This is a genomic window from Massilia sp. CFBP 13721 (assembly GCF_014842025.1).
GTDB lineage: Bacteria > Pseudomonadota > Gammaproteobacteria > Burkholderiales > Burkholderiaceae_D > Telluria.
Genome location: NZ_JACYUY010000006.1, coordinates 179,351 through 195,660, shown reverse-complemented (window position 1 = coordinate 195,660; position 16,310 = coordinate 179,351). Strand labels below are relative to the sequence as shown.

The 16,310-nt window shown below is 64.8% G+C and carries 13 protein-coding genes; 7 read left to right on the top strand and 6 right to left on the bottom strand.

The window, feature by feature from the left end:
• Positions 1-21: 21 nt before the first annotated feature.
• Positions 22-1,149 (bottom strand): toxic anion resistance protein, encoded by a 1,128-nt coding sequence (locus IFT60_RS08115; protein ID WP_192051449.1) that lies wholly within the window; start codon positions 1,147-1,149, stop codon positions 22-24.
• 83 nt (positions 1,150-1,232) lie between these two features.
• On the bottom strand, positions 1,233-3,095 hold the full coding sequence (locus IFT60_RS08110; protein WP_192051448.1) for an ABC transporter ATP-binding protein/permease: 1,863 nt from the start codon (positions 3,093-3,095) through the stop codon (positions 1,233-1,235).
• Between the two features lie 125 nt (positions 3,096-3,220).
• Between IFT60_RS08110 and IFT60_RS08105 the strand changes: the two genes are divergently transcribed.
• From IFT60_RS08105 to IFT60_RS08090, 4 genes are all read left to right on the top strand, one after another.
• The gene (locus IFT60_RS08105) at positions 3,221-3,388 is read left to right on the top strand and encodes a DUF2256 domain-containing protein (protein ID WP_192051447.1); all 168 of its coding nucleotides are present in this window, start codon (positions 3,221-3,223) and stop codon (positions 3,386-3,388) included.
• Between the two features lie 135 nt (positions 3,389-3,523).
• Positions 3,524-5,437, top strand: a complete 1,914-nt coding sequence (locus IFT60_RS08100) for a putative bifunctional diguanylate cyclase/phosphodiesterase (protein ID WP_192051446.1) — start codon at positions 3,524-3,526, stop codon at positions 5,435-5,437.
• Positions 5,438-5,500: 63 nt separating this feature from the next.
• Positions 5,501-5,866 carry a VOC family protein gene (locus tag IFT60_RS08095; RefSeq protein WP_192051445.1) on the top strand — a complete coding sequence of 122 codons (366 nt, stop codon included), beginning with the start codon at positions 5,501-5,503 and terminating at the stop codon, positions 5,864-5,866.
• Positions 5,867-6,017: 151 nt separating this feature from the next.
• Entirely contained in the window at positions 6,018-7,013 is a 996-nt protein-coding gene (locus IFT60_RS08090; protein ID WP_192051444.1) for a PEP-CTERM sorting domain-containing protein, read from the top strand.
• Positions 7,014-7,289: 276 nt separating this feature from the next.
• On the opposite strand, the gene IFT60_RS08085 is transcribed toward IFT60_RS08090, so the two are convergent.
• Complete coding sequence (locus tag IFT60_RS08085) at positions 7,290-8,381, bottom strand: GGDEF domain-containing protein (protein WP_229510745.1); 1,092 nt, start codon at positions 8,379-8,381, stop codon at positions 7,290-7,292.
• Positions 8,382-8,799: 418 nt separating this feature from the next.
• Between IFT60_RS08085 and IFT60_RS08080 the strand changes: the two genes are divergently transcribed.
• Positions 8,800-9,435, top strand: coding sequence for an NAD(P)H-dependent oxidoreductase (locus IFT60_RS08080; protein ID WP_192051442.1), 636 nt, complete (start codon positions 8,800-8,802; stop codon positions 9,433-9,435).
• A 96-nt stretch (positions 9,436-9,531) separates the two neighbouring features.
• On the opposite strand, the gene IFT60_RS26455 is transcribed toward IFT60_RS08080, so the two are convergent.
• A complete protein-coding gene (locus tag IFT60_RS26455) occupies positions 9,532-10,920 on the bottom strand; it encodes a YihY/virulence factor BrkB family protein (RefSeq protein ID WP_229510733.1) in 1,389 nt (462 codons plus the stop codon).
• Between the two features lie 229 nt (positions 10,921-11,149).
• Here IFT60_RS26455 and IFT60_RS08070 point away from each other — a divergent pair, with 229 nt between their 5' ends.
• Positions 11,150-11,386: a hypothetical protein gene (locus IFT60_RS08070; protein WP_192051441.1), complete on the top strand. Its 237-nt coding sequence runs from the start codon at positions 11,150-11,152 to the stop codon at positions 11,384-11,386.
• 135 nt (positions 11,387-11,521) lie between these two features.
• Here IFT60_RS08070 and IFT60_RS08065 read toward each other — a convergent pair whose 3' ends face one another.
• Complete coding sequence (locus IFT60_RS08065) at positions 11,522-12,037, bottom strand: YgjV family protein (protein WP_197986252.1); 516 nt, start codon at positions 12,035-12,037, stop codon at positions 11,522-11,524.
• A gap of 142 nt (positions 12,038-12,179) precedes the next feature.
• Between IFT60_RS08065 and IFT60_RS08060 the strand changes: the two genes are divergently transcribed.
• The gene (locus IFT60_RS08060; protein WP_192051440.1) at positions 12,180-12,857 is read left to right on the top strand and encodes a type 1 glutamine amidotransferase domain-containing protein; all 678 of its coding nucleotides are present in this window, start codon (positions 12,180-12,182) and stop codon (positions 12,855-12,857) included.
• 9 nt (positions 12,858-12,866) lie between these two features.
• Here IFT60_RS08060 and IFT60_RS08055 read toward each other — a convergent pair whose 3' ends face one another.
• Positions 12,867-16,169 (bottom strand): DEAD/DEAH box helicase, encoded by a 3,303-nt coding sequence (locus IFT60_RS08055; RefSeq protein ID WP_229510744.1) that lies wholly within the window; start codon positions 16,167-16,169, stop codon positions 12,867-12,869.
• Between the last annotated feature and the right edge of the window lie 141 nt (positions 16,170-16,310).

The following is a 16,310-nucleotide window of genomic DNA, read 5'->3' as shown; positions in this document are numbered from 1 at the left end:
GTGAATGCTTATTTTCGCTGATTAGGCCATGGTCGGCGAAAACCGCGTAATCAACTCGCGCTCGAGTTCCTGCAGCTTCGGCAGTTCATCCTTGCGGCGCTGCTGGCCTTCGTTCGAGATCTGTTCGAGCTTGTCGAAGGCGGTAATCAGCTGCGTCTGCACGTGCTGGGCGGTTTCCAGGCTGACCAGCGAACGCTGCTTGGCGCGCGCCACCGTCTCGGTATTTTCCAGCAGCATGTCGGCCTGGGCGCGGAAAGCGGCGTCGGTGGCGTCGTAGGCGGCATTCGCGACCGCCGCGCTCTGCTTGGCCTCCAGTTGCAGCAGGTACAGCGAAAACACGTTGCGCCAGGCCGGAATCGAGACGTTGACGATATCGGTAAACGTGTCGGTCAGGGCGCGCGCATTGTCTTGCGACAGGCGGATTTGCGGCACCATCTGCGTGGCCATCAGCATGGCGCGTTTCAGATCGTCGATGCGCTTTTCGAGGCGTTCGAGACGGCGCTTGAGTTCGGTCGCCTGCTGGGCCTCGAAAGCATTCGTCGGCGCGGCTTGCTGCGCCACCGCCTGGCGCAGTTTTTCCGCCCAGGCTTCGCCCTTCTGCACGTCGGCAGCGAGGCCCTGGTAGTAGCCTTCCAGGCCCTTGTACATTTCGTCGAAATCGTGGATGCGCGCCCGGTGCACGTTGGCATGGCGCGTCATTTCCGCCACCAGCGTGTCCATGCGCGACTCGACCACCTGGTACTGCGACAGCATCTTTTCCTTCACCGAGCCGAACATGTTGGTCACGCGCGACATCAGCCCGCCCGAGCGCAGCTTGGCCGGGTCCAGGCCCTTGGAGGTGGCGATCAGTTCGTTCAACTGGGTGCCGAACACGTCCGCATCCGACGCGCGCACGGTGCCGAGCAGCTTGGCCGAGACCTTGGCCACGCCGGCGCCGGTGTTGCCGCCAAGCGACTCGATCGCCTTGTCGTCGATACCGGAGATATCGACACGCACTTGCGGCGCCACGCTCGCCTCCGGACGCAAGGCAGGCAGCGCACCCTGCACAGGAGCAGGATTCAGGACAGGATCCAAGAGCGGCGGCAATGCCGGCGCAGGCGCCGCGGAAGTTGCCTTCGCTTCTTCGTCGGAGGAAAACAGCGGTTTCATAAGGTTCCTTCAAGTGTGAAGTGACAATATGAATAGCTTACCACCGGACAACTCGGCTGAGCTAGCTCCCCTTTCAGCCAGTGCTAGGCCGCAGCGGCCACGACCAGCACCGGAACCGGTACCGCCACCGCGACCGCCTGCTTGACCTCGGCGCCGGCTCCCTGCCCTTCAAACCGGTACCCGTCCGCATCATGCAGTTCCCATTCCCCTTCGCCCTTCAGGCGCAGCACGTGGGTATGGTGGCGCAGCACGGCGGCGCGATGGGCGATGCTGATCAAAGTGGTGCCGCTCGCACGCAGGCGCGCATACAGCGCCGTTTCGTTGGCGCTGTCGAGCGCGCTGGTCGCTTCGTCGAGGATGACGATGCGCGGCTGGTGCACCAGCACCCGGCCGAACGCCAGGCGCTGCTGCTCGCCGACCGACAGCAATTTTTCCCAGTCATGCACGGCATCGAGCCCGCCCACGCGCTCGGCCAGACGCGGCAGGTGGACTTGCGCGAGGATGTCGAGCAATTCGGCATCGCTCAAATCCGAGTGCGCGCTGGGGTAGATCAGCTGGCTGCGCAGCGTGCCGGACTGCAGGTAGGGTTGCTGCGGCAGGAAGAAGAAATGGTCTAGCGGCGGATGCTGGATCGTGCCGCTGCCGCGGTCCCACAAGCCCGCGATCGCGCGCAGCAGCGAACTCTTGCCGCAGCCGCTGTCGCCGGTGATCAATAGCGCATCACCCGGTTTCAGCACCAGGCTCAGTTCCTTGATCAGCACCCGCTCGGATTGCGGCGGGTACAAGGTCAGCGCTTCCAGTGCGAGATGGGCGCCGGGACGCGTCCGGATGCGCGGCGGCTGGCTGTCGGCACCCGCCTGCGGCGCATCCGGATCCGGCAGCAGCAGCGTCGACAAGCCTTGCAGGCGGTCGATGCCGGCCACGAAGCGGCTCAGGCTCTCGAAGTTATCGACAATCATCCCTACGGCGCCGAGCACCGCCGTGAATGCGCCGGCCGCCTGGATCGCGCGTCCCACTTCCAGCTGGCCCGACAGCACGCCGTCAGCCAGGATCACACCCGGCAGCACCAGCGTCAATTGGCTGAAGGTGCGCTGGAACAGGTTCAGCGAGCGCTGCTTGCGGATCAGCTTTGCATAGTTGCGGATCACCTTGCCGAACTTGTTGTCGATGTGCGCGCGCTCCTGCGCTTCGCCGCGGTAAAAGGCGATCGATTCGGCATTCTCGCGCAGGCGCATCAGGCTGAAGCGGAAATCGGCCTCGAGCCGCAGCTGCCAGAAATTCAGGTGGATCAATGGATTGCCGAAGACGTAGAGGGCAACCACGGTGCCGATAAAGGCGTACAGCGCCAGCACGCCGACCAGCACGCTCGAAATCGACCACAGCACGGCGCTGAAGGCGACCAGCTGCATCAGCGAACCCAGGAAAATCAGCAGGAAGTGGATCGACCTGCCCGTAAACGTGTTGATGTCTTCGCTGATGCGCTGGTCCGGGTTGTCGATCTCCTTGTCGGCGCCGAGCGCGTAGTACTTGCGCCCTTTCAGGTAACTGTCGAGGAAACGGCTGGTGAGCCAGCGCCGCCAGTGGTTGGCGAAGCGGTCGCGCATGTAGTAATAAAAGGCGTAGATCGGCACCGCGAAGGCGAGAATGAACAGGCAGGCGCGTACCGAGGTCCAGAAGCGGTCGCCGTTCTTGCCGGCCAGCGCCGAGGTCATTTCGCCGGCCTGGTCGTTGAGCATGACGGCGAACTTGGTCTCGGCCAGCATCAGCACGATCAGGAGCAGCAACAGCAGCCAGGCCTGCCGCTTTTCTTCCCCCAGCCAGTACGGCTTGGCGACATTCACGAACTGTTTCCAGGCGTCGAGCGACAAGGGCGCGGCGCGCGGTTTTTCGTCGGGGTCCGCCGGGACTGCATCGGTGGCGGCATTGGTGCTGGTGGCGGTGTTCATGGTCTTTCCCCGGGAAACTATGTTCAGTACGTACACCCCAGCATACGACGCGGCACCGGGCCGTTCAGTGCGGAAACAGACATAGCAGTGAGCGCAAACGCGCAGGGGACCGCTACAATCCTCGCATGAAAATGCGCAAGAAATCCGAGCTGCCAGTGAAACAGTGCGCGCACTGCACGCTGCCTTTTACGTGGCGCAAGAAGTGGGAACGCGACTGGGGAGGCGTGAAATACTGCTCGGAACGCTGCCGGCGCGCCGCCAGGCCGGCGGCGGGAGAAGGTGACGCAAGCTGAAAAGCGGACGATGTTGCTTCACAACAGGTGTGTTCCGAATCCACGACAAGCGCGTGTCAGTGCGATATAGTGATGCGTTGCAGCAATTTTAGATGCAAGTGAACAACATCACGCATCTGCTTCCAAAGGCATTGCGTGGCTCCCCTCACCGATATTGCGCACTGGCGCGCCCACATTTTCTCCCGTCTGCTGTCGATCGTGCTGGTGCTCGGCATCGGCACGGCGATTCCCAGCATGGCCCTCGCCTTCCAGGAGGGACTGTGGGCGCTGATCGCGGTCGACCTGGTCGCCATCGGCTGGCTGGTCGCGATCTGGCGACTGCGCGGCTGGTCCTACCGAACCCGCGTGTTCAATTTCATCGCGATCGTCTTCCTCGTCTCGACCGGCATGATCGTCAATGTCGGCCAGGTGGCGCAGATCTATTTGGTCGCGCCGCCCGTGTTCGCGGCGATCCTGCTCGGACGGCGGCCAGCGCTCGCCGCGCTTGGTCTTGCCGCCTTGCTGGTCTTCGGCCTCTCGCTCGCTGGCCACGTCAGGGCGGAACTCGGCGCCCTGCCAACCCGGGCGCTGGTGCCGTCGCTGATGGTTGCACTCAACTTCCTGTTCATCGGCGCCCTCATCACGGTGTCGTGCAGCACCCTGCTGCAGAAGCTGGCCACGTCGTTCGGCGAACTGCACGCGGTCGCGGAGTCGATGGAAGAAAGCAGGGACGCCATTCACCGCCTCGCCTACTACGACGTACTGACCGAGCTGCCGAACCGGCGCTACCTGCTCGAACGGCTCGACCTGCTGCTGGCCGAGGCGCGCGCGGCTACCGGCACGGCCCAGGGCGCGGACTGGGGCGCGGTCATCTTCATCGACCTCGACCATTTTAAATACGTCAACGACGCGCGCGGGCATGCCACCGGCGACGCCCTGCTGCGCAGCGTCGCGGCGCGCCTGTCGCACCTGATGCGCGACGGCGACACGGTGGCGCGCATCGGCGGCGACGAGTTCGTGGTGCTGCTGCCGCGCATCGGCCATGATCACGACAGCGCCGCCACGGCCGCCCTGGCCGGCGCCAACCGCCTGCGCCATGCGCTGCTCGATGCGGTCGAAGTGGACGGCAACCGGTACAAGGCCTCGGCCAGCCTGGGCGTGACGCTGCTGTCCCCAGGCGGGCAAAGCGCGCACGACCTGCTGCGCGAGGCCGACACCGCCATGTACCAGGCCAAGGCGCGCGGGCGTAACGGCGTGGCCCTGTTCGAAGCGACCATGCGCGCCGAGGTCGAACAGCGCCTGACCCTGGAGCGCGACCTGGCCGGCGCCATCGACCGCGGCGAACTGGCGCTGTACCTGCAGTTGCAATGCGACACCGCCGGCGTGCCGGTGGGCGCGGAAATGCTGATGCGCTGGCAGCGTGCCGACGGCAGCTTCGTGCCGCCGGACGTGTTCATTCCGATCGCCGAGGCAAGCGGCCTGATCGTGCCGCTGGGCCAATGGGCGCTGCACCAGACCTGCCTGGCCTGGCGCCGCCTGGACGCCGCCGGCCACCGAATGCCCCTGTCGGTAAATGTCAGCCCACTGCAGTTCGGCCAGGCCGATTTCGTCGAGCAGGTGCACGGCGTGCTGGCGCGTACCGGCGTGCCTGCCGATGGACTGATCCTGGAACTGACCGAGGGCCTGCTGATCCAGGACCGCGAGGGGACCATCGCGCGCATGCATGCGCTGGCCGCGACCGGCATCCGCTTTTCGATCGACGATTTCGGCACCGGCTACTCGAACCTGGGATACCTGAAGCGCATGCCGCTATATGAGCTGAAGATCGATAAAAGTTTTGTGCGCGACACACCGGACGGCGCCGACGGCGACGCCATCGTCTGCTCGATCCTGGCGATGGCCGCGCACCTGCGCCTGCGCGTGGTGGCCGAAGGCGTCGAGACGCGGGAACAAGCCGATTTCCTGGCCGCTAACGGCTGCCCGAGCATGCAGGGCTACCTGTTCGCGCGGCCGCAGCCGCTGGCGCAGGTGCTCGCCGGGCTGGACGTCCCGCTCGCGCTCGCCGCTTGAGCGCTGCGCATGGCGGGATGCAATAATGAGGTCCATTGCCCCTTCCAACCCAGCGGAGAATCCATGCCCCACATTGCCGGTCTCGACCACGTCCAGGTCGCCATTCCACCAGGCGCCGACGCCGCCGCGCGCGCCTTCTACGGCGGCGTGCTCGGCCTGGTGGAAATCCCGAAACCGGCGCCCTTGAACGCCTCCGGCGGCATGTGGTTCCTCACCGGCGCGACCCAGCTGCACATCGGCAGCCAGACCGACTTCGTGCCCGCAAAGAAGGCGCACCCCGCCTTCATCATCGACGACTTCGCCGGCTACTGCGCCTTGCTGCGTGCGTGCCAGGTCGCCGTGCGCGAGGAAGCCACGGTCGCGGGCCGGCGCCGTGCGGGCATCGAAGACCCGTTCGGCAACCGCATCGAACTGATCGCCCAGTCCTGACGCCTGTCGGCGCCTTTTACAGCTCATCCATTCCGGGTAGCGTAACTGACTGATTATTCAACAATGTAATTTTCAGGCACATGATTTGCTAAGTTCCATGTCGGCAGGCGCGCCCGCGCCTGCATGCCAACCACAACAGACTGGAGACGACATGCACATCCCCCGCAGCTTGCGCCGTTCAAGCGCCACCGTCCTCGCCGCCATTGCGCTGGGCGGCCTGGCCCTGCCGGCGTCGGCCACCACCATCCTTTTCGTCGGCAACAGCTTTACCTACGGCGACCCCGCCGGCGCCCAGCCGCCCCACGTCCAGAGTTACCGTCCCAACACGGTCACCGACCTGAACGGCTCGAACATCGGCGGCGTGCCGGCCCTGTTCAAGGCCATGACGCTGCAGGCTGGACTGAACTATGACGTCAGCCTGGAAACCCAGGGCGGCTCTGGCCTCGATTTCCACTACAACAACCGCTACAACACCATCGTCAAGCCCTTCGACATGGTGCTGCTGCAAAGCTACAGCACACTCGACGCCGCCAATCCGGGCAATCCGGCAACGCTGATCCGTTATTCCGGCCTGCTGGCCGACGCCTTGCGCGGACAGAACCCGAACGTCGACGTGCGCCTGACCGCCACCTGGTCGCGCGCCGACCTGACCTACCGGAATACCAGCAGCCCCTGGTACGGCGACTCGATCTACGCGATGGCGCAGGACGTGCGCGCGGGCTACGACGCGGCCGATGCGGCATCCGCCAACATCAGCGACGTCATCCCCGTCGGCGAAGCCTGGAATCGGGCGATCGCGGGCGGCCTGGCCGACGCCAACCCGTACGACGGCATTGGCCCCGGCCAGATCAACCTGTGGGCGCCGGATTCCTACCACGGCAGCGTGTATGGCTATTACCTGGAAGCGCTGACCATCTTCGGCAACGTGACCGGACTCGATCCGCGCTCGCTCGGCGGCAACGAGTACGTGGCACGCGACCTCGGCATCGACGCCGCCACCGCGATCGCCCTGCAAGGATTCGCCGCCGCGCAACTGCAGGCGGAAGTACCCGAGCCGGGCACGCTGGCCATGTTCGCGACGCTTGGCGGGCTGATGTTTGCGGTGCGCCGCCGCAAGGTGGGAGGAGTGGCAGGGGCGCGGATCTGACGGGGTTGAATACCATTCGGTGACGCTGAGTTTTCCAAGGAAGAATGCTCAGACCCGTAGGGTGGGCGGCTATACCTGAGCGCGTGCATTCTTGCTGCGTAAATGCCGTCCACGCGTTCAACTACACGCTGAAACTTCGCGACGAATCTCCGACTGGTTGAACGCGTGGGCGGCGCCAGCGCCGCTGGTTCGCAAACTGAAGAGGTGCAGCCGCCCACCTTACGGGTCTGCGCATCATTTTCGACGTGCGCCTCCGTATTAATTTCGTCCGACGCGCTAAGCCAGCACGATACGGTCGCGCCCCGCCTCCTTGGCCTGGTACAGCGCGTGGTCGGCGCGGCTGATGACCTCGGCAAACGGCTCGCCGGCGCGGCGCGTGGCCAGGCCGGCCGAGAAGCTGATGCGCTTGCCGTCGAGGCCCGGCACCACCATGGCGTGCACGCGCTCGGCCATGCGTTCCAGCACCGCGCGCGCATCGTGGGGGGCGGCGTCGGGCAGCAGCAACAGGAATTCCTCGCCACCCCAGCGCGCCAGCACGTCGTTGGCGCGCAGCGAGGTGCGCGCCGCCGCCGAGAAGCAGCGCAGCACGGCGTCGCCGGCGGCGTGGCCGTAACCGTCGTTGACCTGCTTGAAAAAGTCGATGTCGAGCAGGGCGATGCAGGTGGTTAGGGAACCAGTCTTGCGGCGCTCCTCGGCCGCGAGCACGTCGTTCATGTGGCGGCGGTTGACCAGCGAGGTGAGTTCGTCGACCGTCGCCAGCACGCGGATGGTCGCCAGTGCGTCGGACAATTCTTTCTTCTGGCGCTTCAGGCGCGCGCGCAGTTTATGCATTTCGCCGCTCAGGAGCGCGGTCGACATCAGCGCGCCGGCCAGGTAGCCGAAGGTCGCCAGTTCGGTCATCGGCGGAAAGCGCAGCGGATCGCGCGCCTGCAGCCACCACATGACCGCCCCCATGCCGACGATCGCGGCGGCCGACAGCATCAGGGTCTGGCGCGGACGCAGGGCGAACATGCAGAACACGATGATCACCACCGCCATGGCCAGCATGGCCGCACGCAAGGGTCCGGCAATGGCATAGGCCCAGACGCTGCAGACCAGCGAGAATACCGCCTGCGCCACCGCCAGCTGGTCAGGCGCCAGCCGGAGGCGCGCGTTAGCGCGGATCAGCACATAAAACACGCAGGCGCCGCAGGCGCCGAACACGATCAGGCCATGCGCCGCACCGGCATTGCTCAGGCCCTGCCCCACCTGCAGCAGCAACAGCAGGATGCAGACCACATACAGCACGCAGGTGGCGGCCCAGTACTGAAGCATGCGGTGCAGGCCGGCGTCGGACCCGCACAGCAGATCGGCAATCCGCCGCAGCATGCTCAAGCGGAGACCCCGGTGAAAGGGATGCGCATCTGCGGCAATGCATGCGTGGCGTCGTGAAAAGTCGGATACGTCATCGTGGTCGAAGTGTGGCCGCCGTCCCGGTGGAACTGGCGAAAGCATTGCAAACGGACGGGTCAAACTTTACCGAAGAGGAATATACAAGTCGATATATTTACATCGAGAAATGCATGAGTGAGGATTTTCGTTACCGCTCGACAACAAAGCCGATCGTTCTCTGCGCATGCGGCTGCGCGATCGCGCCGAAGATGCCGGGCACACTACTTCCTGCCCCAATCGTCCCGCGCCGCAGGCCATCGCCGGCGGACACGCCCATGCCTATCTTGCCGCTCGATTGCGCCGTCGATCGGACGTGAACAAATACAATGACGCACTTCTATTCGAAAGGAACTACATGGAATTGCTCGACAAATTGAAATGGCGCTATGCCACCAAGGCGATGGACCCGACGCGCAAGGTGCCGCAGGATAAGCTCGACCGCATCATCGAAGCGGCGCGCCTGGCGCCGACCTCGTCCGGCCTGCAGCCCTTTGAAATCCTGATCGTGAACAATCCGGCGCTGCGCGCCCAGATCCGCGAGGTCGCCTGGAACCAGGCGCAGGTCGTCGACGCCTCGCACCTGCTGGTGTTCGCCGCCTGGGACGACTACACGCCGGAGCGCATCAACCACATGTTCGACCTCACCAACGAGGTACGCGGTTTCCGCAACGAAGGCTGGGAAGCCTACCGCCAGCAATTGCTCGCGACCTACCCGAGCCGCGGCGCCCAGGTGAACTTCGAGCACGCTGCGCGTCAAGCCTATATCGGCTTCGGTGCGGCGGTCATCGCGGCCGCCTTCGAGGAAGTCGATTGCACGCCGATGGAAGGCTTCGATCCGGCCGCCGTCGACCGCATCCTGCACCTGGGCGAACGCGGCCTGCGCAGCGCGGTCATGCTGCCGCTGGGCTACCGCAAGTCCGAGCAGGATTGGCTGGTCGACCTGCCGAAAGTGCGCCGCCCGCTCGGGCAGTTCGTGAGCGAGATCGACTGATCGGGGTTTGCCGGAAACCGCTGGCCGGGATCGACGGCGCGCACGTGCCGCGCCATGGTCTCCGGCAGTTTCTCGCACACCGCCATCTCCTCGCAACTAGTGGCGGTCCGCGCTCCCGTTCTTTACTTTGCTGTTTGCGTACACCCACGTGTATTCAGCGCCGAACAGGAAAATTTGCGCAGAATAATAGAACCACGCGACCAGGATCACAAACGAGCCGGCGGCGCCAAAGCCCGAGTCCACGCTCGATTTCGCAAGGTACAAGCCGATCAACGATTTGCCTACGTTGAACAGCAAGGCTGTTACCGCGGCCCCCATCCAGACATCGTGCCAGGATATCTTTGCGGTTGGCATGAGCTTGTAGATCATCGCAAACAGCACTGTAAAGAGGGCGAACGACGCGATGAAATTCAACACGTTTGCCAAAACGCTTTCCGCTGCCCCGCCACCCAACCATTCGCTCGTCGCAGCGAGCGCTGCGCTGACGACGAGTGAAATCATCAGCATGAAAGCAAGTCCGAGAACCAGTCCGAACGATAATACGCGGCTGCGCAACCAACCCCACAGGCCAGACGGTTTCGCTTTCTCCGGCACCTCCCAAATACGATCCAGATCAGTTTGCAGCTCGGCGAAAATGGCAGTTGCGCCGAGCAGCAACAGAACACCGCCAACGATACTGGCGACAATCCCGGTGGACGGTTCACGCGCCGCTTGCAGCAAGTCCTGCACGGCCGTCGCTCCGTCCTCGCCCATGATGCCTTGAAGCTGCGCGATAATGGCTCCTTGCGCAGCATCCTGTCCGAATACCATCCCGGCAATCGCGATGATGAGCACCAGCAGCGGTGCCAATGAAAACAGCGTGTAATACGACAGCGCCGCCCCCATACTCGGCGCGTAATCGTCCATCCATGCGTTTGCCGCCGCCGAGATGATTTGCCATTGCCTGCCAATCCAGCTCGCCGAGGTGTGCTCGAACCGTGGACGCGGCGGCGCGCTCGTGGCAGTTTCCACTTTCTTCGCATCGGATTTGCCGTCCTCCGAACGCTTCGGAGGATAGGTTGTTCGTTCCTGGACCGGGGCGGGTGCGGCGGGTGCGGCGGGTGCGGCGACGCCGGCATTGCTCATGGCCGAGGCAAACGACGCCAGCAGGGGTAGAAGAAAACTACCCGTCTTCACGAGGTCGCCAGTACCGTCGCTGCGTTCTAGCGCTCTATAAGATATACCGGTCTTTTTAGCGGTCTTTTTGCGCCTGACGAGCGCATAGCCCGCCGCTGCGATGCCCAGTACAGCGGCGCCACGCACATACCGGGAAGAAAGCACGTCTGACGCTTTCGATGTGAACGCGTTGCATTGCGCATTCGTTCGCGACTCGGCAGCAGCTAGGTAGGTATCGGCTTCATGCTTTTCGTGAGCGGTAGCGGTCATGTTGTCCTCGTATGGTGGCATTCGTGCCGGGTTGCCTGGCGTGACGGCGTAATGGCGCATTCAGGTTCCTGTATGGCTCTCAGGTGATCCGACATGCGATCTCATTGAACCTTCACCATACGCCTTCTCTCAGGAAGGTTCAGTACGGTGACTCACGGTGCAAATCTCCATACCGCGGCAATCCGCATGGGTAATATGGACAGTGTTGTCCTACATCGCTGGCCGCCAAAGGACTATTCGTGCGCGCCAGGTCTAACATGGAGCCACATTTCATGGCAAGGGGACCAGCATGTCGATGCAAAATAAAGGCGCGGACGTCAAGGGGCCTGATGATCACCAGGGCGCTCGTACTGATACGGGTAGCGCCGATAGCGTCAGCACCGGCGACCCTGGCGCCATCGGGGGATCGGTTGCGGGCAAAGACGGCCAGCAGCCCGTTCAGCAGGACAGCCAGCAAGGCGCAATGCCCCCCAGCCAGACCGATGACGACCAGTACGACCAAGGCACCGTGCAGCGCGAGCCCTGAGCGCTCCCGGCTGGTTTGGTAACGGCACGCGCATGCAGGCGTAACCGCACTGGTTCAGCGCAAGCTGCTACAGGCACCGGGCGCTTGATTCCAATCGTGGCGGCTGGTGCGATCGGGTGGCATACGCAGCCGCCCTCACACCGCCGCCACTGCCCGCGCATCACGCATCATGCGCCGGATCGTCACGATATTCACCAGCGCAATCACCACCTCCAGGGCGGTGCCGCCGACCGAGCCCGCGATCACATTATTCACGATCCACAACCCGGTCCCGCACAGCATGGCCAGGCGCATACGCACACCCTCCATCAGGAACAGGGCCAGTGTGCCGATGCAGGACGCGCCCAGCGGCAGCCAGTCGGAGGCGCGTGTCGCCAGGGTCGCTCCCAAGGCCAGGTTGGCGGCGATGACGAGGAAGGCCACCCATGTCGAGCGCGTGTACAGCGCCAGCACCGAGCGCAGCAGCGACATGGTCGAGCTGGCGACGGCGGTCGGGCGGCCGAGCAGGTAGAAATGGACGATGTAGGCGAAACACTCGGCCGCCATATACAGTTTGAAGCGGCGATCATCCTTTTGCATGAAGGAACTTACGCCGAGCACGAAGGCGGCGTAGCCGACCAATTGCGCGGGAGAAAACCAGTCGATCGTCATTGAAACGGTTCTTTGAAAAGGCAGGCGAGCCCGAGGGCTGCATTGATTGGCCGGCGATTATACCGGGCACCTGCCGCGCGTTCGGGAACGCGCAGCTTTGCTAGAGTAGGCAAAACGCTCACCTCGCAAAGGAGGAACCGACATGAACATCCTGATGGTACTGACCTCGCACGACCGCCTCGGCGACACCGGCAAGAAGACCGGCTTCTGGCTGGAAGAGTTTGCCGCGCCCTACTACCTGCTCAAGGATGCGGGCGCGCAGCTGACGCTGGTCTCGCCCCAGGGTGGCCAGCCGCCGCTGGACCCGAAAAGCGACGCGCCCGATGCGCAAACGGAAGCGACGCAGCGCTTCAAGGCCGATCCCGCGGCGCAGGCGGTGCTGGCGGCCACCGGCAAGCTGGCCGACGTCGACGCCGCCAGCTTCGACGCCGTGTTTTATCCCGGCGGCCACGGTCCGCTCTGGGACCTGGCCGAGGACCGGGACTCGATCGCGCTGATCGAAGCGATGATCGCCGCCGGCAAACCGGTCGCGGCCGTCTGCCATGCGCCGGGCGTGCTGCGCCACGTAAAAGGCGCCGACGGCAAGCCGCTGGTGAATGGCAAGCGCGTGACCGGCTTCACCAATACCGAGGAAGAAGCGGTTGGATTGACCCAGGTCGTTCCCTTCCTGGTCGAAGACGTGCTGGAGGAAAGCGGCGGCCTCTATTCGAAAGTGGACGACTGGCAGCCCTACGCCATCACCGACGGCTTGCTGGTGACGGGCCAGAATCCGGCCTCGTCGGAAGCGGCGGCGCAGGCCTTGCTCAAGTTACTGGCGTAAGGGTGAAGCTCACGACAGCGACAGGCTGAGGATCGCCTGCAGGTCGTCCGCATCGAGGGTGGATGCCAGGCCGCCCTCGGGCGCCAGCAAGGCGTCGGCCAGGGCGCCCTTGCGGCGCTGCAGCTCCTGGATCTTTTCCTCGAGCGTGCCCCGTGCGATCAATTTATACACGAACACGGGCTGCGCCTGGCCGATGCGCCAGGCGCGGTCGGTGGCCTGGTTTTCGCTGGCCGGGTTCCACCACGGATCGTAATGGATGACGGTGTCGGCCGCCGTCAGGTTCAGGCCGACGCCGCCCGCCTTCAGGCTGATCAGGAATACCGCGACCTGGCCGCCCTGGAATGCCGCCACCGGCGCGGCGCGGTCGACCGTCGAGCCGGTCAGCAGCGCGTATTCGACGCCGCGCTTGCGCAATTCGTCTTCGACCAGCGCCAGCATGCTGGTGAACTGCGAAAACACCAGCACCTTGCGTCCCTCGCTGAGCAGGGTATCGAGCAGATCCATCAGCGTGTCCAGCTTGGCCGAGCCGGCTTCGCTGGACGGGCGCAGCAGGCGTGGATCGCAACAGACCTGGCGCAGCTTGAGCAAGGCCGAGAGGATCACGATCTGGCTGGCGGCCAGCCCCTTGCGGCCGATTTCGTCGCGCACCTTGCGGTCCATCGCCACCCGCACCGTCTCGTAGAAGTCGCGCTGGGTGCCGCCCAGGTCGATCGGCAACACGATCTCGGTTTTGGGCGGCAATTCGGTGGCGACCTTGTCCTTGGTGCGCCGTAACATGAACGGTTTCAGGCGCCGCGTCAGCAGGTTGGCGCGCGCGCTGTCGCCGTGCTTCTCGATCGGCTTGCGAAACTGCGTATTGAAGGCCTTTTCGTCGCCCAGCAACCCCGGCATGAGGAAATGGAATTGCGACCACAATTCGCCGAGGTGGTTCTGTACCGGGGTTCCGGTCAGGCACAGCCGGTGGCGGGCGGACAGCAAACACGCCACCTGCGCCGCCCGGGCGCGGCTGTTCTTGATGTACTGTGCTTCGTCCAGGATCAGCAAGTGGAAACGCTGCTTGCGCAGCGCCTCTTCGTCGCGGCACAGCAGGGCATAGCTGGTCAGCACCAGATCGGCGCCGGCAACCTGGTCGAACAGCGCCGCCCGCTCCTTGCCATGCAACAGCAGCACGCGCAAACCCGGTGCGAAGCGCGCCGCCTCGGCCTGCCAGTTGCCCATCAGGCTGGTCGGCGCCACCACCAGCGCCGGCGCGTCGAGCCGGCCGGCCTCCTTCTCCACCAGGATGTGCGCCAGGGTCTGGACGGTCTTGCCGAGCCCCATGTCGTCGGCTAGGATGCCTGCGAAGCCGTATTCGCGCAGGAACTGCATCCACGCCAGTCCATCCTGCTGGTAGGCGCGCAGCGTGGCCTGCAAGCCGGCCGGCGCCGCGACCGGCGTGATGCCGGCAAAACCATCGAGTTTGCGGCCCAGTTCGCGCAAGCGTTCGCCGCCCAGCCAGCGCAGCTGCGCCGCCTGTTCCAGCTCGGCCAGGCGCGCGGCGTCGGTGACGGGCAGGCGCAAGGCATTGCCGCAGTGTTCGCTGAAATACAATTCGCCCAGGGTGGCGAGGATCGGCTTGATCCGTTGCCAGGGCAAGGCAACGCGCGTCATGGCAGTCAAGTCGACGATGACTTCGCTATCGTCGGCGCGCGCGGCCAGCGTGGCCGGGCTGAAATCCCGCGGTGCATTGCGGATCATCTCCACCAGCAGGGGCAGCAGGGCATGGCGCCGGCCGTCGACCAGGATGCCGAGTTCGAGGGCGAACCAGGCGCCTTCGCCCTCCCCCTTGCCCTCGCCTTCTTCGTTCAATTCGGCATACCAGTCCTCGGCCTCGGCGACGTCGTAGCGATAATTACCGTCCTTTTCGATGCGCCAGCCGGCGGCCTCCAGGCGCGGCAGTTCGTGCCGTGCAAAGGCGAGCCAGGCCGCCTCATCAGGTAATACCAGCGTATCTTCCCACTCATCGAGGGCGGAGCCTGGCGCCGGCGTCGTAAAGCCGAGGCCGGCAAGCATGGCCATGGCCGCCGCTTCCGCGTGCATGTCGCGCTCGACCAGTTCGACCGTGTCGCCCACCATCCTGCGCAGCACCGCTTCGTCGCTGTCGCCGGTCTCCATACCGTCGTAATCGAAGCTCAGTACCACGTGATCGTGCCAGTGCCGGCCGCCATGGCGCAGGCGGGCCGGGTAGCTGTCGAGCAGCAGGCAGGGCGTCGGCGCGATGCCGGTGCGATGTTGCGTCGGTAGTGCTTGCGGCGGGGGCAGCAGCCGGTCCATGCCTGCCTCGACCATGCGGCGCGCGATCTCCCCGCGTTGCTCGGCACGCAGGTGCGGCGCCTGCGCCACCAGGCCCAGCAGCGCAGCCGGGGGCAAGGCTGCGAGCTGCGCGGGCAGCGTCAGTTCGCCCAGCATGTTTTCAGCGACATACAACACCGGTTCGGTCGGCAGCACATAATCGACCGGGTCGCCCTCGTCGAAGCACCAGCCCAGCGCCACCGACGCGCCGGCATCCTCCCGCGCATGCCAGTCGAGCCGGGCGCTGCGCGACGCGCCGGGACGCAGTTCAATGAAACGGCCGCGGTGCAGGTCGGGAGCGGCAGGTGACCACAGCAGCCGCTCGCTTGCGCACAATGCTTCCAGCAGGCGGGCGCCGAGGCGGCCTGCCGGCTTGACCTCGTTGATGTAGGTGCCTGTTCCCAGGCCAACCGCCATGCGCAGCAGCTCTTCCTCGTCAGGCCCGACATAGGCTAGGGGCACGACCAGCAGGGAAGCGATGTTGTCCACAGTGGCAAGGCCGCCGATACTGCCATCCTTGCGCAGGCGTGCCTTGCATACGAGCAGGCGCAGCAATCCGTCACGCGTGTCGGGAACGAGCGCGTAGCGCACGGCGACGCCCGCATCCGCCACCCGGACCGCACTCCCCGGCGCCAGCGCATTTACCTGCGCTACTCGCTCCAGCCAGCGCTCGGCCTGTGCGGGCAAGGTGCTTGCGGCCAGTGCGGACTGCTCTAGGCTGTGCAGCAGCACCGCCACGACATGCTTGCAGTTATGGTCCATCGGACAACTACAGTCGCCGTCGAACCTGACGCCACGGGCGCCGGCGACGAGATGGACGCGCTGCTGATAGACGCTGTGGCCGCTGCCGGCTACCCTGCCATCGATCCTGTCGCCCTCGCGGCGCACCCCGAGCACCATGCCATCGCGGTTATACGCCTCGCCCCGGGCGAAGGTTCCTGCATCAAACTGACGCGCGATATCCGTGAAGGAAAAATCCATGGTCGACAAGGCAAAAATCGAAATAAGGAATTATCGCCGATAGCGCGATTGCGTCCTCGTGCCAAGCCACGGCGCAGGACAAAGCCAGGCCGGTATGTCGATTTTCTTTACAACAAGTCACCACGCCCAGCAGTATTGACG

Coding starts and splice junctions, on each gene's coding strand:
- IFT60_RS08115 (WP_192051449.1), bottom strand. CDS start 1,149: ATGAAACCGCTGTTTTCCTCCGACGAAGAAGCGAAGGCAACTTCCGCG.
- IFT60_RS08110 (WP_192051448.1), bottom strand. CDS start 3,095: ATGAACACCGCCACCAGCACCAATGCCGCCACCGATGCAGTCCCGGCG.
- IFT60_RS08105 (WP_192051447.1), top strand. CDS start 3,221: ATGAAAATGCGCAAGAAATCCGAGCTGCCAGTGAAACAGTGCGCGCAC.
- IFT60_RS08095 (WP_192051445.1), top strand. CDS start 5,501: ATGCCCCACATTGCCGGTCTCGACCACGTCCAGGTCGCCATTCCACCA.
- IFT60_RS08090 (WP_192051444.1), top strand. CDS start 6,018: ATGCACATCCCCCGCAGCTTGCGCCGTTCAAGCGCCACCGTCCTCGCC.
- IFT60_RS08085 (WP_229510745.1), bottom strand. CDS start 8,381: ATGCTGCGGCGGATTGCCGATCTGCTGTGCGGGTCCGACGCCGGCCTG.
- IFT60_RS08080 (WP_192051442.1), top strand. CDS start 8,800: ATGGAATTGCTCGACAAATTGAAATGGCGCTATGCCACCAAGGCGATG.
- IFT60_RS26455 (WP_229510733.1), bottom strand. CDS start 10,920: ATGCGCCATTACGCCGTCACGCCAGGCAACCCGGCACGAATGCCACCA.
- IFT60_RS08070 (WP_192051441.1), top strand. CDS start 11,150: ATGTCGATGCAAAATAAAGGCGCGGACGTCAAGGGGCCTGATGATCAC.
- IFT60_RS08065 (WP_197986252.1), bottom strand. CDS start 12,037: ATGACGATCGACTGGTTTTCTCCCGCGCAATTGGTCGGCTACGCCGCC.
- IFT60_RS08060 (WP_192051440.1), top strand. CDS start 12,180: ATGAACATCCTGATGGTACTGACCTCGCACGACCGCCTCGGCGACACC.
- IFT60_RS08055 (WP_229510744.1), bottom strand. CDS start 16,169: ATGGATTTTTCCTTCACGGATATCGCGCGTCAGTTTGATGCAGGAACC.